This is a genomic window from Methanomicrobiales archaeon HGW-Methanomicrobiales-1, from assembly GCA_002839675.1.
Taxonomy (GTDB): Archaea; Halobacteriota; Methanomicrobia; order Methanomicrobiales; family Methanospirillaceae; genus Methanoregula.
Map to the genome: position 1 here is coordinate 747,466 of PGYM01000001.1, position 17,415 is coordinate 764,880.

General features: G+C 47.9%; 12 protein-coding genes. 9 read left to right on the forward strand and 3 right to left on the reverse strand.

The window, feature by feature from the left end; genetic code table 11:
- The first annotated feature begins 26 nt into the window (after positions 1-26).
- Entirely contained in the window at positions 27-704 is a 678-nt protein-coding gene (locus CVV30_03915; protein ID PKL70508.1) for a peptidylprolyl isomerase, read from the forward strand.
- A gap of 642 nt (positions 705-1,346) precedes the next feature.
- On the opposite strand, the gene CVV30_03920 is transcribed toward CVV30_03915, so the two are convergent.
- Positions 1,347-2,513: a TIGR04083 family peptide-modifying radical SAM enzyme gene (locus tag CVV30_03920; GenBank protein PKL70509.1), complete on the reverse strand. Its 1,167-nt coding sequence runs from the start codon at positions 2,511-2,513 to the stop codon at positions 1,347-1,349.
- Positions 2,514-2,714: 201 nt separating this feature from the next.
- Between CVV30_03920 and CVV30_03925 the strand changes: the two genes are divergently transcribed.
- The 5 genes from CVV30_03925 (at position 2,715) to CVV30_03945 (ending at position 10,983) form a co-directional block, all read left to right on the forward strand.
- A complete protein-coding gene (locus CVV30_03925; GenBank protein ID PKL70510.1) occupies positions 2,715-3,689 on the forward strand; it encodes a hypothetical protein in 975 nt (324 codons plus the stop codon).
- Positions 3,530-4,663: a hypothetical protein gene (locus CVV30_03930; GenBank protein PKL70511.1), complete on the forward strand. Its 1,134-nt coding sequence runs from the start codon at positions 3,530-3,532 to the stop codon at positions 4,661-4,663. The genes CVV30_03925 and CVV30_03930 overlap by 160 nt, the downstream gene beginning before the upstream one ends.
- 231 nt (positions 4,664-4,894) lie before the next feature.
- Positions 4,895-6,550, forward strand: coding sequence for a hypothetical protein (locus tag CVV30_03935; protein PKL70512.1), 1,656 nt, complete (start codon positions 4,895-4,897; stop codon positions 6,548-6,550).
- 26 nt (positions 6,551-6,576) lie between these two features.
- Positions 6,577-9,636, forward strand: a complete 3,060-nt coding sequence (locus tag CVV30_03940) for a hypothetical protein (protein PKL70513.1) — start codon at positions 6,577-6,579, stop codon at positions 9,634-9,636.
- A 276-nt stretch (positions 9,637-9,912) separates the two neighbouring features.
- The gene (locus tag CVV30_03945; GenBank protein PKL70514.1) at positions 9,913-10,983 is read left to right on the forward strand and encodes a hypothetical protein; all 1,071 of its coding nucleotides are present in this window, start codon (positions 9,913-9,915) and stop codon (positions 10,981-10,983) included.
- Between the two features lie 39 nt (positions 10,984-11,022).
- Here the strand turns inward: CVV30_03945 and CVV30_03950 are convergent, their stop codons facing one another.
- Positions 11,023-12,048 carry an mRNA surveillance protein pelota gene (locus CVV30_03950; protein PKL70515.1) on the reverse strand — a complete coding sequence of 342 codons (1,026 nt, stop codon included), beginning with the start codon at positions 12,046-12,048 and terminating at the stop codon, positions 11,023-11,025.
- Positions 12,038-13,933 (reverse strand): hypothetical protein, encoded by a 1,896-nt coding sequence (locus tag CVV30_03955; protein ID PKL70516.1) that lies wholly within the window; start codon positions 13,931-13,933, stop codon positions 12,038-12,040. Before CVV30_03955 ends, CVV30_03950 begins: the two co-directional genes overlap by 11 nt.
- Positions 13,934-13,994: 61 nt before the next feature.
- Between CVV30_03955 and CVV30_03960 the strand changes: the two genes are divergently transcribed.
- Genes CVV30_03960 through CVV30_03970 form a run of 3 tightly spaced genes read left to right on the forward strand, consistent with a single transcriptional unit; the run spans position 13,995 to position 17,383 of the window.
- Positions 13,995-14,345, forward strand: coding sequence for a hypothetical protein (locus CVV30_03960; GenBank protein ID PKL70517.1), 351 nt, complete (start codon positions 13,995-13,997; stop codon positions 14,343-14,345).
- A 21-nt stretch (positions 14,346-14,366) separates the two neighbouring features.
- The gene (locus CVV30_03965; GenBank protein ID PKL70518.1) at positions 14,367-16,139 is read left to right on the forward strand and encodes a ribosome biogenesis/translation initiation ATPase RLI; all 1,773 of its coding nucleotides are present in this window, start codon (positions 14,367-14,369) and stop codon (positions 16,137-16,139) included.
- Positions 16,140-16,186: 47 nt separating this feature from the next.
- Positions 16,187-17,383, forward strand: coding sequence for a hypothetical protein (locus tag CVV30_03970; GenBank protein ID PKL70519.1), 1,197 nt, complete (start codon positions 16,187-16,189; stop codon positions 17,381-17,383).
- Positions 17,384-17,415: the final 32 nt, after the last annotated feature.

Genomic DNA, 17,415 nt, shown 5'->3' on the forward strand with positions numbered 1-17,415 from the left:
AGCGACTTAATATAGTCAGGTGAAGCATGGCGATAAAAGAAGGAGATTTTATTAAACTGAGTTATACCGGCAAAGTGAATGGCAATGTTTTTGATACCACTTTTGAAGAAGAGGCAAAAACTGCCGGTATCCACAGCCCGAATGCGATTTACGGCCCGGTAACGATATGTGTCGGCCAGAAACATGTGATTCTCGGTCTTGACGAAACACTTGTGGGCAAGAAAGCCGGTGACGAGGGCGATGTAACCGTTGCTCCGGAAAAGGCATTCGGCGAACGCGATATGAAGCGTGTCCAGTCATTCCCCAAGAACAAGTTCTCCCAGAAACCCGTCCGCGGTATGCCCGTGAAGATGGATGAGCTGGGAGAAGGCACGGTTGTCGATGTGATTGGCAGCCGCGTTCTTGTTGACTTCAACGCCCCCCTTGCCGGCCAGACGCTCGAGTACCATTACAAGATTGAAGAAGTGGTAACAGAACCGCTCGAAGAGCTCAAGGGCCTTATTCGCCTGTATGCAGGAAGGGAGATGGAAGCAACCCTCGAAGATGGCAAGGCAACGGTCATCCTCCCGGCAGGGATCAACTATGACCGCCGCTGGATGCTCTGGCGTGGCCGAATCATTCATGAAGGTTTTGAGCAGATCCAGGGAATCTCCGAGATTATTCTCGTAGAATCCTACAAGAAACCTGAGAAGAAAGAAGAATAATTTCTTTTTTTAAAACCGTTTTTTTTTAAAATTTTTTTGATTCGCCATTGTTTTTAGTGGATAACAAAGAGGGGAACTGATGCCCCCGTACCTTAAGGATCTCCAGTCGCCTTAGTGGGGTGTAATTGTGGCGGCCTGAGGACAATCATCCGTTTGATCCTGATGAGGTGCTTGAGTGGTTCCCGGATGCCATATGTGGGGGGTCAGTGGGGGCATTTTGGTTTTATACGGAATGGGGATATCTGAATTGTTATCGTCGTATTTTTTCTGGATTACCTGCCCGGTCCGGGCCGTTGTATTGCAAATGTCCCTCACTGACCCCCCATCACCCCCTTTGGTTTTCGGTCAGGATTTGTTGCATTTCACGGAGAAAATTTAACTCAATTGTGTTGGGGGGGAGCGTAAGGGGGTCGGATGGGGACAAATGTAATTTGCGGCGATCATTTGTCCAGTGCAACGCCCTTTACCATGGACAGGATATATAAAAACCGTGTCCATGAAATTTCGACCCAGCATTAAAAATAATCTGATTACCGAATCGCCCCGCAAGGCTCTGCTGAGGTGGCCAGACAGCATCCTGGAGATTGGAGAAATCACAGATCCAATTAAGATTATTTTCCCCTTCTGAAAAAACGGACAATTTTATTTGGATAACACCGCATGCATCAGGGTCATCATTCCCGCCTTTGTCGGGCGTTTTGGCTGCAACCCGAATGGTGAAATAATGGCCATATCCATCTCATCGGAACCGAACATCTCGGTGTTGACCCGCTCATTCATCTCATCAAAGATCCGCTTGTAGGCAATGCAGTGGGGATCAACACCCTGAATTTTTCCTTCCGTAGGGACTATTGCATTGTAAGGACACCCGCCACGGCAGTACCTGATGTGCGGACATTCTTTGCACGCAGTGTCTACGAATTCTTTAAACTGCTGCATCCGTTTTCCAGCAGGTGAATTTGCGAGTGTTTCGGGAGTGGGGCTATCTCTCACATGGCCCATCACCCATTCATCCATGCCGACGAATCGGTAACAGGGATAGATACTGCCATCGGGACTAATGGCAAAGGTATTGCCCATACAATCGGCAAACGTACATACCGAACCTCTCCGGGTGGAGACACACCGGCACAGGTCATTGATATTCATAATCTCGATCTTTCCGAAATTTTCAAGATACTTGTCGAGCAGGAAGACCAGCAGTTCACCATATACTGCCGGCTCGAGCGCCCACTGGTTCGGGTTATCGCTGCGGAGTGATGGAAGGGCGGGATGGAGTTTCATCACGAACCCGTTGTCAAGGAAAAACCGGAAGATCTCTTCTCTTTGCTTTACTGATTCACCGGTAAATGTGCAGATGAACCTGACCTGCAGGCCATGTGCCTTTGCCAGTTCATAGCCCTGCATGGTCTTTTTAAAATACCCTTCACCGCGCTGGGAGTCGTTGAGCGCTTCCGGGCCATCGATACTGGTGCCGATCGGGATGTTGTATTTCGCAAGAATGTCAGCCAGTTCCGGGGTGAGCAGCCAGAGGTTGCTCTGCATGGCAAATGTGGGCATGAGGTGGCTTAATCCTTCAGAGAGCAGGGGTAGTGCCTGACGGTAAAAATCCACGCCGCCAAGAAGCGGTTCGCCGCCATGGAAGGTGATGGTGACCTGGTCTTTCCGGAAATCCTTGAGCCATTCTACCGTTTGCCTGACCGTTTCAATACTCATCTTCGGGGATCCTGCTTCAGAGCTCCAGCAGTAACTGCAATGGGCAGGGCACCCGAGTGTCGGGATGAGCATGATATGAAACGGGCTTTTCATGGAATGGATTCCTGATTCTTTCTCTCTTTTTAAAATGTATAATCGTTATTCTTTTGCCGTGCATTGAATGAGTACGAGGGGGAAACTCCCGGTAAATATCATAAGATTTCCAGGGCCTGCTGACATAAATTTTATATTCTGACTTATATCCCACAAGGTTGATATTGCTCATCGCGGTATAATCATTCAATACGTTCTGGAATGTCTGTCATGATTCACTTGTGGCAATCGGATTTATCGGTTACCGATATTGACCGGTTACAACAAAATGGTGATATACCGGCAATCATCCGGTTGCTCGGGCATAAGGATTTCACTATCCAGTGGCATGCAGCTGATGCGCTGGGCACATTCGGGACAAAATCTACGCCACTTCTGATTGATGCCTTAAAATCATCTCTTGGAACAATCCGGCTTGGTGCGATCGAAGCGCTCAGTGTAATCCGGGATATACGAGCGGTTGAACCCCTCATTGAGGTACTGCATCACGATCCTATGAGCGAAGTGCAGTGGGCAGCGGTTCTTGCCCTTGGCAAAATTGGTTCTATGGAGGCGATACCTGAACTTGTCCGGTCTATGCAGGATGACAATCGCTATATCCGGTACGGTGCTGCAGATGCACTGTTAAAAATGGACTGGCAGCCGGATAATGAGACAGATCGAATCTACCAGTTAATTGCCCTGCAGGACTGGGATGCAGTACGGGCATTGGGATCTGCTGCAACCGTTCCTCTCATGGATATTTTCCGGGATAAGGACCCGGCAACCCGCTCGGCGATTGTCTCAGTTCTTGGAGAGATCGGGGATACTTATTCCAAAACCGCCTGCCCTACAGCGCTGAGGGATCGGGATCCCACCGTGCGATGGAAAGCGGTACTGGCATCCATGAATTGCGGGGTTTCTTCCAGTAAGCTTCCTCTCATGCTTGCTGGACGTGATCGGATCGGTCCGAACCCGGCAGCAGCAGCACTCTTGAATTTCCTGTTCCTTGGTATCGGTTACAATTACCTGGGCAAATGGTGGGGTTTTCCCGTTTTCATGGGGTACATGTCCCTGGTTGTTATGGCCCAACTGGCAGTCGGACCATTCCTTCCCTATCTTATCGCGTACCCGGTTACAGCAGTTTTTGCAGTACATACCTATTACCTGGCAGAGCGGATGTCCGATTCAGTGTGAGGATTCGTATGATATTTTTAGATTGGTTCTTCAACAAAAAACCTGATACCGATCTCATCCTCCGGAAGCGGGATATCCCCGGTCTTATCCGGGTACTGTATTCCCGGAATCCAGAAATCCAGGCATCTGCGGTGCATGCACTGGGAAGTCTTGGATCTGGTGCTACAGAACCGCTTATCCTCGCGCTTCAGAAAAAGAACCGGAACCTCCGGTTAGGGGCAATAGGTGCTCTTGCTGAGATAAAGGATTCCCGGGCTGTCGCTTCGCTTATCAAAATGACCCGGGATCCCAGCAGCGAAATCCGCTGGCAGGCTGTAATTGCACTGGGGGAGATTGGTGATCCCGTTGCTTCTCCTGCAATTCTTGAAGCGCTCAGGGATACCGACAAGTATGTCCGGTACGGATCCGCAATCTCGCTCGTAAAAATTGGCCATAAACCCGCAGAAGAAATTGAATGGGCATGGTACTTTGCGGGAATGCAGGAATGGGAAAAATTAACGGAGCTCGACAGTCCGGCTTTACCCCCGCTGGAAAACCTTCTCCGGGATAAGGACAGTGAGGTTCGGATTAAGGCAGTAAAAACACTCGGTGAGATTGGCGACCGAAATGCCGGACCAGCACTTATCCGTTGCCTTGGCGATGAAAGCCGGCAGGTGCGCTGGGAAGCGGTACTTGCTTCTCAAAAATGCGGGGTTCCCCCGATGTACATGCCCCGGGGATTGTGCCAACGGCCGCGCATGAAAAAGAATCCTTTGATTGCAGGATTTCTCAATTTCCTGCTGCCGGGTCTTGGGTATGGTTACATCGGCAAATGGTGGGGGATCATGATCTTTCAGATCGATATCACCTTCACGGTATGGTTGTTCAAGGTCACTGGTGAAGCGAATACTTACGGAGTGCTGTTTCCTCTTTACCTGTTGTTGGGGATCCATGCATGGTATATTACGAAGATAATGCCGGAGGAGCCGCCGTGAGGATTATATGGCATAAAAATGAAAGCAGACTGTTTTTACGTTGTATTTAGTATATTCTGACCGATTTTTTCTTTAAAAAAATTGTTTTTGAATTTGGGATTTTTTAGCAGATTTGATTAGCAAACATTTATTTCATAAGAATATAATCGATTAAATATTTACCATAGAATCTTTAGGTGGCACTTAAGGAATCTTGTACATTTTATGAATTGCTGGTGAAATCAGAAAAGAATGTCGGATTCGTTGTCGGTTATAAAAACGGATAATGGATCAACCGGTGGACAACAAAAGGTGTATGAAATGGTGAAGAATGACAAAAGGATACAGAAAGGTAACGAGTGGGAAAAGAAACCTGTGATCCCGGGGAATAAAAGTGAGATGTCAAAAATTGGGGAAAAAAAGAAACATCCTCAACTTGTTGGGGAAAGGAATCCCTTCGCAGTATATCGGATAATTCATAATATACATCCGATCCATCATACCAAAAGTGGTCCTCTCTCTCATCTTGATCCCGTTGTTAAACTGTTTTCCGAAATGACTTTCGAAGAAGTACGAAATTGTTTAACAGGATTAGCGAACAGCGATTTGACCTACGATCAGTTGTTTGATCCGCGGTGGGGATCATGCCTGTTTTGCCAGAAAACGATTGACGCCGTGAGAATGAAGCATATTCACGTTGAAGCAAACCCGGATACTATTGTTCCTGACCAGAAATCCAAGTCCTCATCGGAAACATATTCTACTAATGCATTGGTCGGTGGACCTCCCGATTATCTGAAGTGTACTCAAAATCTTGCCAATGCAACCTGGGAATTAAAAGATCGAACGAAACCTAATGACCCCGCCTCTTTACCCTGGAACTGGATGACCCCGATACCCAATCCCATATATTATGATTGTTTAGCCATGATACCACCCTGGTATGGAGATCCGTACCAGGGAGATGTTCTTGATTGTTACCTGCTCGCGGCGCTCTCATCCATTGCATGGTACTATGCAGCAAATAAGCCAGTTACCAAAAATAAAATTGACGCTGATCCAACCATGGCGATCAAATTTTTAAAAACGGATAACACTCCTATCCAAGTCGTCAGTAACCAGGTTTTGGGAACGGTCGTGACTGATTACAGTCTTCCTTTAGATCCCCAGTCCTTACCGGTGGGGGCGAAAACGAAAACCGGGGTAAGCTGGGTACCGTTTTATGAAAAGGCTTTTACACGATATCTGGAAACAATTGGGACGATCGTTCCACCATCAGATCCGTACCATCCTGATATCTGCAGAATCCCCTGCGGTGATGCCGGGGAAACTCTGCGGGCTCTTATGAATAGAAACACCAATTATCTCAAAATACACGATATGAAAGGAAAACCAATAGGATCAGATGAACGTGATCCGATAAAGGTCTGGACAAAACTCAAGGGCATTTGTGAGACTCTGACGATTTCGAAAACCGCTCAATGGAATGCATGGAAAGCCAAATATCCGGCCGTTGCCTGGACTAACTGTACTCGTGATCCGGATCTGTATCAGGATCCACCTCCCCATCCGGATTGTGCAGCACCTCATGGTTCTGGGGTAGAATATGTGAGTGATCCTATCACTGCAAGTCATGCATATTCCCTGATGGGGCTTCATATGCTCAACTCAGTTCAATATGTCATATTCAGGGACCCGTGGGGCGAAAGCTATGGCTACGACCCGGAGCAGACAGCGTATTCTCTTTCACCGGGTCCGCTTATTTTTTACTCTATTTTGGATACCGCGGGAGTACGATACTCCCCGACTATCTTTGATGGCCAGCAGCGCCCATTAAACGGTGTTTTTGCATTGAAAATTGAGGATTTTGTTAAATTTTTCGCTGCTTTCAGCTGGGTGATAACTTAAATCGGCTTTGAAAAGGTCTGGTAATAATGTATAAAAAAACGAACAGAAAAAAATCTGCTTTCAGTTTTTTTATTATTATCGTCTTAATCCTGATTTTTTCTCTGTTGACCGGTACGGCACAGGCTGGAACAGAAACTCTCATAACAACTAATACCAGCGCATCTTCCGAGACCTTTCCGGCAATTTCGGGTAACTGGATTGTATGGACAGATTCCCGAAATGAAGATACATTCGGATCACGTGATATTTACGCATATAATGTCGTCACCGGGGATGAACGTCGAGTCACTCCTCCCGGATCTATTGCGGATCACCCCTCGATTTCTGGAAACACGATTGTGTGGGATGATTTCAGAAGCGAGGATTTTGATATTTATGCTTATAATATCGACACTGGTATTGAAACGCAGGTAACGAATAACCCAGATAATCAGGATTACCCTGCCATTGACGGGAACCTCGTAGTATGGCAGGATAACCGGATTGGCGATTCTGATATTTACTTGTTTGATCTCTCCGTGGGCATTGAACAACTGCTGACTCTTGATACAGCAGGGTCTGACCAGACGATTCCGGCTATCTCGGGTAATTACGTTGTGTGGCAGGATGAACGTAATGGGGATCCTGATATTTATCTTTTAGATCTCACTGGGAGGATCGAACATCTCTTGACTCCGGATACAATCGGATCTTCCCAGACCTCTCCGGCAATATCGGGAAATCATGTTGTGTGGCAGGATGACCGGAATAACCCCAACGTGGACATTTACGTCAATGACACCACTTCATGGAATAAAGATAAAGTCAATGATGTGCCAGGTGTCTCGGAAAAGGTATTGCCGTCCATATCAGGAAGTAATGTTGTCTGGATAGACACTGGGAATCCAGATATTTATCTCAAGAATCTGACCAGTGGTTCCGATACCCGGATTACCAATGACCTTGCTCTTCTTTCCACTGGAGATGGTGGCCCGAAGATTTCCGGTAATCGGATCGTCTGGACTGACATGAGGAATGGCAATAATGACATCTATATGTATACAATAGGTCCGGACCAGACCTGCCCGGTGGCCGATTTCAGTATGTCCGCACAGAGCGGGACCATACCATTCAGTGTCAGTTTCTCAGACAAATCATTGCCAGCCACCGTTTCTTATCGTAAATGGGAGTTCGGTGATGGGAACATCTCAACTGACCAAAACCCCAGTTTTACGTATAATATCCCTGGAAACTACGATGTCAGGCTCACCATAAACAACGAGTATTGCCGGGATGAAACGCCTGTTTCCAATATGCACAAGATCAGTGTCGGCTCAGCTCCGGTTGCATCATTTACTACGAATGTAACTTCAGGCATGGTTCCTTTACCGGTGAAATTTACCGATACGTCCGTTGCAGCAACAGCATGGAACTGGTCTTTTGGGGATGGAACCTATTCCACGCTGCCAATTGTGGAGCATATTTTTACCGATGGGGGGACGTACACCGTTGTTCTCAACTCCAGCAATACCTATGGCTATTCCCATGCACAGACAACCATACAAGCGCTGACCGGTGCAAACGTGAATGCCGATACCATGATTGATGGAATAACAATCTCCACTCCGTTTGGTTCACCATTCCTGACCTATGACATAACGAAGCTTATCGGGCCCGTCAACAGTGGTACTACCCTCATCAGCACATCCCCGCCTCTGCTGGATCATGGATGGCAGAACATCACTTTCATCTCCAATGATGGTATCGGATTCAAACTTGATGGCACATTAATAATGGGCAATATCTCAAGCGTGATACTCTTGATCAAGGAAATAAATCCTGTCGGCTTTTCAACTTCCACTGGTATCATGAGTTCGATTAATTATAGTGTCACGCTACCATCATATCCGACCGGTGCAACACTGAATACTCAAGTATGGGAGGGAGATACTTCCGACGACAGGAATGCATTCAATACTATCGCCAGCCGCGCCGGATATTCCTATATATGGGGTATTGCCTATACCACAAAAATCACAAAAACCAATTTCCCTGCCGGAGGAACAGCAAAACTCCATATGAGTGTAAACTCAACGTGGGTTGACAGACTTAACGGCCGGGCCCATACATACGTAGAGAGAATATCTGATGACAGGTCAACCGGAGAAGTCCTTCAGAGCAGATTCCTCTACAATGATTCTGCAACAAATCTAGACTATTTCGAGATTGATTCCCCGCATGGATTTTCAACGTTCGGTTTATCCCAGCTCTCCGGCTCCGGCAACCCGCTCCAGCTCATCACCCTATCCGTTGTAAGCCACGTAAGCCAACAAGATAACTCAGGAGGTAGTGATTCTCCCGGTACCGTTGCAGGCCCCGGCAAAGCACCAGCTATGGTTCAAAATGCAAACCCCCCCCAGGCCCAGCTCGCACCTCCCGATATTGGAAAAACGGAGAAAATTTACGCCAACGCAAATGGAGTGGTCACCCAGGCAACGCTTCTCCAGTCAACAGATCAGCGTGCTCAACTTGCCATTGGCACCGGGGTTGTGGCAAAAGACAGTACCGGCTCGCCTCTTGCTTCAGTTACCTTAACAGCACTTCCGCCAGAAAGTTTACCCCCGGTCCCGTCATCTTCAATCTATACTTTTGCCGGCATGGCATACGATCTCGGGCCTGATGATGCAACATTTTCACCCGCAATTTCACTTTCATTTGCTTACCCCCCAAATGCACAGTGGGGGCAGGAATTCACCGTAAAAACATTTGATCCCCAATCAGGTACCTGGCAGGATCTCATCACTACGTATGACGCAAGTACCGGAAAGATAACAGCACTAATTGATCACTTCTGTTGCGTTGCCCTGTTTGCAAAACCCATTACCTCTGTCACACCGGTTCCCAAGGCAATTACAGCCGTTCAGATGAAGGCCCCCCTTGAAACTCCGGCACCGCCCCCCCCAGGTACGGCTCTGAATTTTTTTATCGGTATGATGGCATGGGTGACAGATCTGGTGATTAAAAACGTGTATATTCTTGCAATAGTCATAATCCTGGGAATTGCATATTTTGTAAAAAAGCGGAGATATCCCGGTTCCGGATTATAATTTTTTATAACCATCTCTCCGGGCCACACTATGGCAGAAAACGAGGTATAGAAATTCCTGTTAGATTGCAATCCGTGTCTGTTGTCTTAACTTTTCAGTAGTGAATGAGACTGGTTGTTTTTCGCGGGAAAAATAATTTTTTAAGATACGTCTGCATCGCATTTTCACGAGTAGATTAATTCATCGAACATTCCGGGAAATAAATAGACAATGCTGTGTCATAAATATAAGGCGGAACCGTTTTTTTTAATTAATATTCGGGCGAAATAATCTACCATGAAACGGATATCAGGTCTAGTCATTGTCATTCTGGTTCTTCTTTTCGCAGCTGTACTGATTGCCGGCTGCACGGATTCCACTCCCGCAACAACTCCTTCTGTACAACCCTCCCCGACAACAACCCCAGAGACCACAGCTCTCTACATTGCAGGTGATATTGTCAGTCCAAAATCTGGAGCAGAAACAGGGTGGCTCATTCTAAAATATGATTCAGGGACTGATTCCTACGAAAGGGCCTTTATCTACAGAAATACTGATGGAAGCTGGGGCTACCGCGTTAATGCATTGACAGAGACCCTTACCCGACCGATCCTCGAAAAAGTCAACGCGGTTAAAGTAACTCATGTTGATCCGTCCCAGGTACCTCTGAAGCAACCTGCCGTTACCACATCGATAATGACGGCTGCCATAACCCCCAGTACGGGTACGGCAACTACACCGGCAGTAACAGCAACCACCAGTACAATCGCACCCAAGATAAAGGGGATCGCTCCTGAGAACGGTTATGTGGGGACATCGGTCTCAATCACCGATATTCTGGGTGATGGATTCCAGAGCGGTGCCACTGTCAAGCTAGTACGGTCCGATGGCTCGAATATCTCTGCGACAAATGTAAATGTCTTTTCTCCTGCACATATCTCGTGTACGTTTTCCCTTCCATCGGATGCCGTAATTGGTGTCTGGGATATTATTGTTAGTAACCCGGATGGGCAGTCATCCCGGTACAGCAATGGCTTCACGGTTCGTGTTAATCCTTCAGTGACCGCAACAACAACCACCTCATCAACAGGAGGTATCGATATTACTTCCATAAATCCTGCATCCACTTATTCGAATTATCCAGCGGTAACGATATTCGGGTCCAATTTCAAGAATAACATTGCCTGCAAGCTGACCCGGAGTGGGAATGCTGATATTACTGCATCGTATGTATCACGAACCAGTGAGACACAAATGCAATGCTACTTCCCGATACCCACAGGGTCTTTCGGTACATGGAACCTTGTTCTGACAAACACTGATGGCACGACAGGTACATTGACCAATAGTTTCTCAATAAATATCTAAATCACGTTTTTCCTTTTTTAAAAAATTGGAATTCGAATATTATGCAAGCTTGTAGCGGAGCAGAGCCGCAATCCCGCCCAATGCAACAAGGCGTTCGCCGGGTTCGAACGAGGATGAGAGAACAACAACGGTCGCCCGCATTGCCTCTGCGCTCTCAATGAGGGCCATGGTTGCCGGATCCCGGAGCAATGTATCAGCGACCAGCACCTGCTCAACAGCGCCGTACCCGATGGCATCCTGCACTTCCTGCCGCCCATAGGCAACTGCCCCGTCCTGCGCGATACGGCAGAGCACCTCATCCATAAATTTTACCTCGCGGGAGAGCTGGAGATCATCGATCAGTTTTTCCAGCGCACCCTTGCCAATTATTTCCTGGACCGCACCCCGCCCGATGCGGCGTGTTTCGACATTGATCGCTTTCTCGGCAACCGGGTTGCCCCTGTTCCGGGTAAATTTTATGAAATCGTCCTTTATAAATCCCGGGCCGGCGATAATTAACGGCCCGTCGATTGCGGTAAGGGGGGCAAGTACCTGTTCAAAAAATGCGGGACGATTATCCGATTCTCCACCTTTACCACTACCGGCTAAAAAGGTTACAACACTCTCCGGGCCGTATTGCCGGAGCCGGAAGAGTTCAGCTTCGCCTTCTTCGATTGTGAGGATATGGATCAGGCTGAATGCCGATGATTTCACGGCCCGTTCAATACGTTCGAGCTCATGGGGGCGCCACTGTTTGATGACCGAGATCTCAAAACCCGTCTCAACATTGATGGTGTGATACGCGCCTATGTCAATCCCGTGTTCAATTATCCCGCTGAGCCGGAGCCGGATACCGTGTTCCGAGAACTCCACCCGCTCGATCCGGACTCCCAGCCGAACCGGCCGTTTTTCCACCTTTTCCGGCCGAAGTTTATCACTTGCTGTATCAACGCTCCGGAACGTGGTAGCAAAGACGAGATCTCCGGGTGATACAAGGTGCTGGAGGTGCCAGAGATCGTCCACACTTTCCGGAAACAGTCGGATTTCGCCATTATTTCCTTTCAGGTCCCCACAATCAGCCTTCATGCTGACCTACAATATCTGAACCCCCGGGTGGAACGAAGGCTGCTACCGTATCGGTATTCAGGATGCCTTTGAGTGCCTTTTCCTCGTCTTCAGAGATCTTACTTTTTAAAAGACGTAGCATCTTCTTTGCGATATCATTGGGCTCGAACTGCCCGGGCCTGAGTTCGTTATATGCTTTGCATTTTCCTTTTACTGCTGACGGTGGACCCCCGATCACGGCTGCATTCGGTTCAAGCATAAGCCCGATGCCCACCGAGAGCGGCACATTACGGTACCAGGTGCGTTCGCCCCGGACAATGAAAGAGCCCCGCGAGACAAATTCCCCGCTTTCTGGTGTCTTACTTACCTGTGGGGGTAGGACACTGTACACATCTGCAGAGAAATGACCGCTTCGCCATGCACCGGAGTAGGAAGCAGCAAACTGTGCAACTTCATCCATGTGCTCTGTCTTGCCCTTGACAATCACGACACTGGCCCCGTGCACATCCGCATGTACAAAGAGATCTCCGCCTGCCATATATTTCTTGACCAGTTCCTCGTTCTGGGAAGCGTCACGCCCGCCAAGGACAACGATGCCATCGCTGGTGATAAACCAGCGGAAACGGTGGTACCAGAGTTTCTTCAACGGAATGATATCCCGCCGTGTTGTCTTCTTTTTGACAACTACGTTCTTCATTGCCGCGAGTGCGCCGGTCTTCTTCTTCTTGAATTTTTTAATGATATCGTAATACCGGCCTGCATTCTGCTCGATGCCTTCGTGCACATAGATTTTTACCCGTTTACCGATATCAACCTCAACTGCAGCTTCATCGGGATAAAACGCTGTGATCTTTTTTGCATCCGCCGATGTTGCCCCCTTCAGGTGTCGCTCCATTTCCTGCCAGGAGAGTTGCTTGCTTGCGGCATCTAAAGAGGTGATCAGGTTTGAGACAAACTGGTAATTTTCATAGATTGCCGCAACAATCTCTTCGGTTTTTGCAACTTTCTCATCGAATTTTTTTATCGCAGATTCCTGGTATTTCCTGATCCGCTCTTCTTTGGAAAATTTGGGTTTGGCCGCTTTCGTTGCCGTTTCTTTCTTCGTTAGGGGATAGAAGGCTTCAAGTGCACCAGAAAAACTTGAAAATGTCTGCTGATCGGTTCCACCCCTGATGTCAACTGACTCACAGTGCTTTCCTGAGATGACCGGGGTGCGTGACTTCAGGACCTGATCAAAAAACTCCTGTATTGCGGCAAAAAGAAGAGCCGGATCGGCCGATGACGCCGGCATTGTTTTCTCCTGCCCTGCTTTCTGGCAGATATACTCTGCATAGGCGCCTCCCAGCATACACCCCATTGCAAGCGCACGCACAAGATCCCGGTCTTCTCCTTTAAGTACCGCAGTCAGGTTCTCTAACGATGCGGTGGGATCTGTTGCGGTCAGCTCATAGGTTGCATTGGGGACAATCTCGCGCTCCTTGAACCGGTGATGCCGGAGAGGTTTGACAATCTTGTATTCTTCATTGGTCAGTATCACGTTTCCTTCATCAAAGAGTTCAATGATCAGGTGATAGACCGTGGTACCTTTACCAACATCGAAGATCAGGATCCGTTCGAGCCCGTGCTGGTGAATTGCTAGCACTTTTCCGCCGGAAAGGTACTTGCGCAGGAGCATTGCGTACTGGGGAGGGTTTTTCGGGGGTGCGGGGAATTCCTTTACTAAATGAGTCCTTCTGCCGGACTCGATAAGCAACAGGTGCCGTGCCTTGTTCTCGCCGTTGAGCCGGATGCCCAGCGTCCGGGAATCGAACTGGTAGACCTTGTCGATCCAGAGCGGCAGCTTCTCACATAACTCTGACGTCATTGCCTTGACGTCGATCCCGCTCATTCCCTGTTCGGATGCCATTTGTATGTACCAAATTACATATGGCTTGCGCACTAAAAAATAAGACTACTGGTGTAACGGGATGAGCGACGAGATTATAGAAGAAAAGCCGGTCCAGACCAAGAAGCAGAAGACCAAGGCGGACAAACAGGCAGAGCACATCGAACGCATCAAGCGGACGCTGGCTGCCAGTCTTATTGGTATCCTTGTGGGTGGACTGTCATACTACATCAGCATATCCTACAGCATGGATTCCGGGCTCCTCGCATTCATGATAATGATTGCTGGAGTTGTCGTCCAGAAACACATCTTCATGCTCCTGCGAATGGATACCGAAAAACTCGGGGCAAAGGACTGGTTTTACCAGGGATTCATGACCTTTGCTTTCTGGTTCATGACATGGACAATCCTGCTTACGGCAATGCCGAAATAATCCTCACCGTTTTTGATCCCCATGAGAATAGCTATTGTTCATAAAGATCGATGCCACGCAAAAAAATGCGGTACTGAGTGCATCATTTATTGTCCCCGTGTACGGACCGGTGACGAAACTATTATTATCGGAGAAGAGGGCAAAGCCGTCATATCCGAGGAACTGTGCGTTGGCTGTGGTATCTGTATAAAAAAATGCCCGTTCGGGGCAATCGATATCGTAAGCCTTCCTGAAGAACTTGAGCACCCCACTCACCGGTATGGCAGGAACGGGTTTGCGCTCTATGGCCTGCCCATCCCTGTTGAAGGAAAAGTTACCGGTATTCTTGGTGCCAACGGTATTGGTAAGAGCACGGCAGTCAAGATCCTGTCCGGCCAACTTCGTCCTAACCTCGGGAACTTCGATTCAGAAGTTGCGTGGGAGGAGATCTTCAAGCGGTATGCCGGCACCGAACTCTTCGATTATCTCCAGACCGTCTCGAAAAAGAGTCTGAAAATCGCGTCAAAACCCCAATATATCGATTATATACCAAAAGTCTTCACGGGAAGCGTCCGGGAACTCCTCAAAAAAACGGATGAACGCAATAAACTGCACGAGATGCTGCCGGCACTGAAGCTTGATGCGATACTGGATCACGATATCAGTACGCTGAGCGGGGGGGAACTCCAGAGAGTGGCAATCGCTGCCTGCCTGGCGCGCGATGCTGACCTCTATTTCCTCGATGAGATCACCCCGTTTCTGGATATCTACCAGCGGATTGCGGCTGCAAAACTGATTCGGGAACTGGCAGCAGAGCGTCCGGTTGTGGTAGTCGAACACGATCTGGCAATTCTCGACATGCTTGCCGATACCGTCCATGTTGGCTATGGCAAACCGGCAGTCTTTGGGATTATCACCCGCCCCAAGGGTGTCCGCGTCGGCATCAACCAATACCTTGAGGGATTCTTAAACGAAGAGAATGTCCGGTTCCGCACCTCGCAGGTGGTCTTTGAAAAGCGGGCGCATGATAAGGGATCCAACCGGGATGATCTCTTTGTCATCCCGGCAATGACAAAGGAATACGAGTCATTCCATCTCACGGTCTCTGGCGGTACGGTCAGGAGCGGGGAGGTGCTCGGGATTGTCGGTGCAAATGGTATGGGGAAGAGCACTTTTGCAAAACTTCTTGCGGGTGTGGAAACCCCGACAACCGGTAAGATGGAGACATCCCTGCGCATATCGTATAAACCCCAGTATATCAAGGCTGATACATCCGACAGCGTGGAAATGTACCTCCGTGGATGCACGACAAAATTCGATACTTCGTATTACCAGCACGAGATTATCGAGTCGCTCTCGCTTGAGCCCATACTCCAGTCATCGGTGGATTCCCTCAGTGGCGGTGAACTGCAGCGTGTAACGATTGCCGGATGCCTTTCCCGGGATGCCGATGTATATATTCTCGATGAACCCAGCGCACATCTTGATGTTGAGCAGCGGGTGAAAGTAACCCGGATGATCAAGCACCATGCTGAGGGAAAACAGGTAGGCATCATGGTAATTGATCACGACATCTACCTCATCGATATGATCAGCGAGCGGATTTTAGTCTTTGAAGGTGAGCCGGGGATCTCCGGTACCGCGGCAGGGCCTTTTAAGATGCGTGACGGGATGAACCGGTTCCTTGACGAGCTTGATGTCACGTTCAGGAGAGACCAGAGCGGACGACCGCGAATCAATAAACCCGGTTCATTCCTTGACCGCGAGCAGAAAAGTTCGGGAGAATTTTATTATTATACCGCAGATGAAGTGTAACTTCGTCTGTTATACCTTTTAATATTAGGACATGCAATTTTCACCATATGCGGGGAGAACAGCTTACTGATGCAATTATTTATGATAAGCTGAACCTCTTAAAAAAGGATTTTTCAGGTTATATCGGGCGCAATACAGCAAAGGTTGATTCAAATCTTCCCGTTTTTTTCGGGCATGTGATATCAGCTCTCGACAATTCTTTTCCTCACCTGTCAGATGAATCCTATGACGATTTTATCGATAGCATCACGTTTAAGGTGCTTGATTCGAGCGTAAATATTAATGATTTTGAATATATCCGGAAAGTTATTCTCAATGCCCTTCGCTTAAAAAAGAGAAAGGATGCAGATATCGGAGTAAACCTGGTTGTCGGCCTGAAATTATTAAAGAACGGGGACTATGGTCATGCCCTTGATTTCTTAAAAAAATACAGCGAGCTCGATGCGAAGATTGGAACCGCTGTAGCCTACTGCCAGTATGTCCTGTCATTGAGGGAATTTAAAAAGAACGAAGAGACCCCGAGAAACCAGCGCCCCGGTGAGATGGAACTTCTGGCCCGGGAAACCATGCTCGATCTTGTCCGCATCAGGCCTCCGGTAAACCAGCTGAAACAGCTGGATGTTGAGGATCCGGCATTTCTTGAAAAGATATTCTGGCAGATGATCTTTTTAGGGCTTGAATGGTTCCCGAGCGAACAATGGTTCCTTGAAATTGGGTTGAAAAACGCTAAGATTACTGAAAATGATGAAATGAAGATGCGTCTGCTGGAGATAGGATCAGAACGGTTCTACACGGACTTAGTCTTTTTAAGGGAACTGTATTACTCAAAACTGGAGAATCGCGACGCAGCCGGTGCAGCTGGCGTTGTTAACCAGATGATCAAGCAATACCCTAACGATCTTGAACCAATATACCTCGGCTTGAAGTTGTCCCTGATGCTGACAAAGAAAATCACGTACCAGAGTTTCAGGAAACTGGCCACAACAAAAGGCATGCCCGCTTCTATCGTAGAACTGTTTGATTTATCCTTTGATCTGCTGAACCAGGATAAAACGGCAGCAATGAATAAGATCACTGATTTTGAACGCGAATTTCCGCACTACCAGTATTATGTCATTATGCTCCGGTATATTGCCGCCGATTTCTTTTCTGATAATGAAAACCGGGTTAAAAGGGCCAAAAAAGCACTTCTCGATTCTATTGAGCAATATTGTACTGAAGAACTCAGGAATATTAAGAAATAAAAATATTTGTCTATCCCTGATGGCGATATAAT

Excerpts from the sequence above, each read along its gene's own strand:
- CVV30_03915 (PKL70508.1), top strand. The coding sequence starts at position 27 with ATGGCGATAAAAGAAGGAGATTTTATTAAACTGAGTTATACCGGCAAA.
- CVV30_03920 (PKL70509.1), bottom strand. The coding sequence starts at position 2,513 with ATGAAAAGCCCGTTTCATATCATGCTCATCCCGACACTCGGGTGCCCT.
- CVV30_03925 (PKL70510.1), top strand. The coding sequence starts at position 2,715 with ATGTCTGTCATGATTCACTTGTGGCAATCGGATTTATCGGTTACCGAT.
- CVV30_03930 (PKL70511.1), top strand. The coding sequence starts at position 3,530 with ATGGTGGGGTTTTCCCGTTTTCATGGGGTACATGTCCCTGGTTGTTAT.
- CVV30_03935 (PKL70512.1), top strand. The coding sequence starts at position 4,895 with ATGTCGGATTCGTTGTCGGTTATAAAAACGGATAATGGATCAACCGGT.
- CVV30_03940 (PKL70513.1), top strand. The coding sequence starts at position 6,577 with ATGTATAAAAAAACGAACAGAAAAAAATCTGCTTTCAGTTTTTTTATT.
- CVV30_03945 (PKL70514.1), top strand. The coding sequence starts at position 9,913 with ATGAAACGGATATCAGGTCTAGTCATTGTCATTCTGGTTCTTCTTTTC.
- CVV30_03950 (PKL70515.1), bottom strand. The coding sequence starts at position 12,048 with ATGAAGGCTGATTGTGGGGACCTGAAAGGAAATAATGGCGAAATCCGA.
- CVV30_03955 (PKL70516.1), bottom strand. The coding sequence starts at position 13,933 with ATGGCATCCGAACAGGGAATGAGCGGGATCGACGTCAAGGCAATGACG.
- CVV30_03960 (PKL70517.1), top strand. The coding sequence starts at position 13,995 with ATGAGCGACGAGATTATAGAAGAAAAGCCGGTCCAGACCAAGAAGCAG.
- CVV30_03965 (PKL70518.1), top strand. The coding sequence starts at position 14,367 with ATGAGAATAGCTATTGTTCATAAAGATCGATGCCACGCAAAAAAATGC.
- CVV30_03970 (PKL70519.1), top strand. The coding sequence starts at position 16,187 with ATGCGGGGAGAACAGCTTACTGATGCAATTATTTATGATAAGCTGAAC.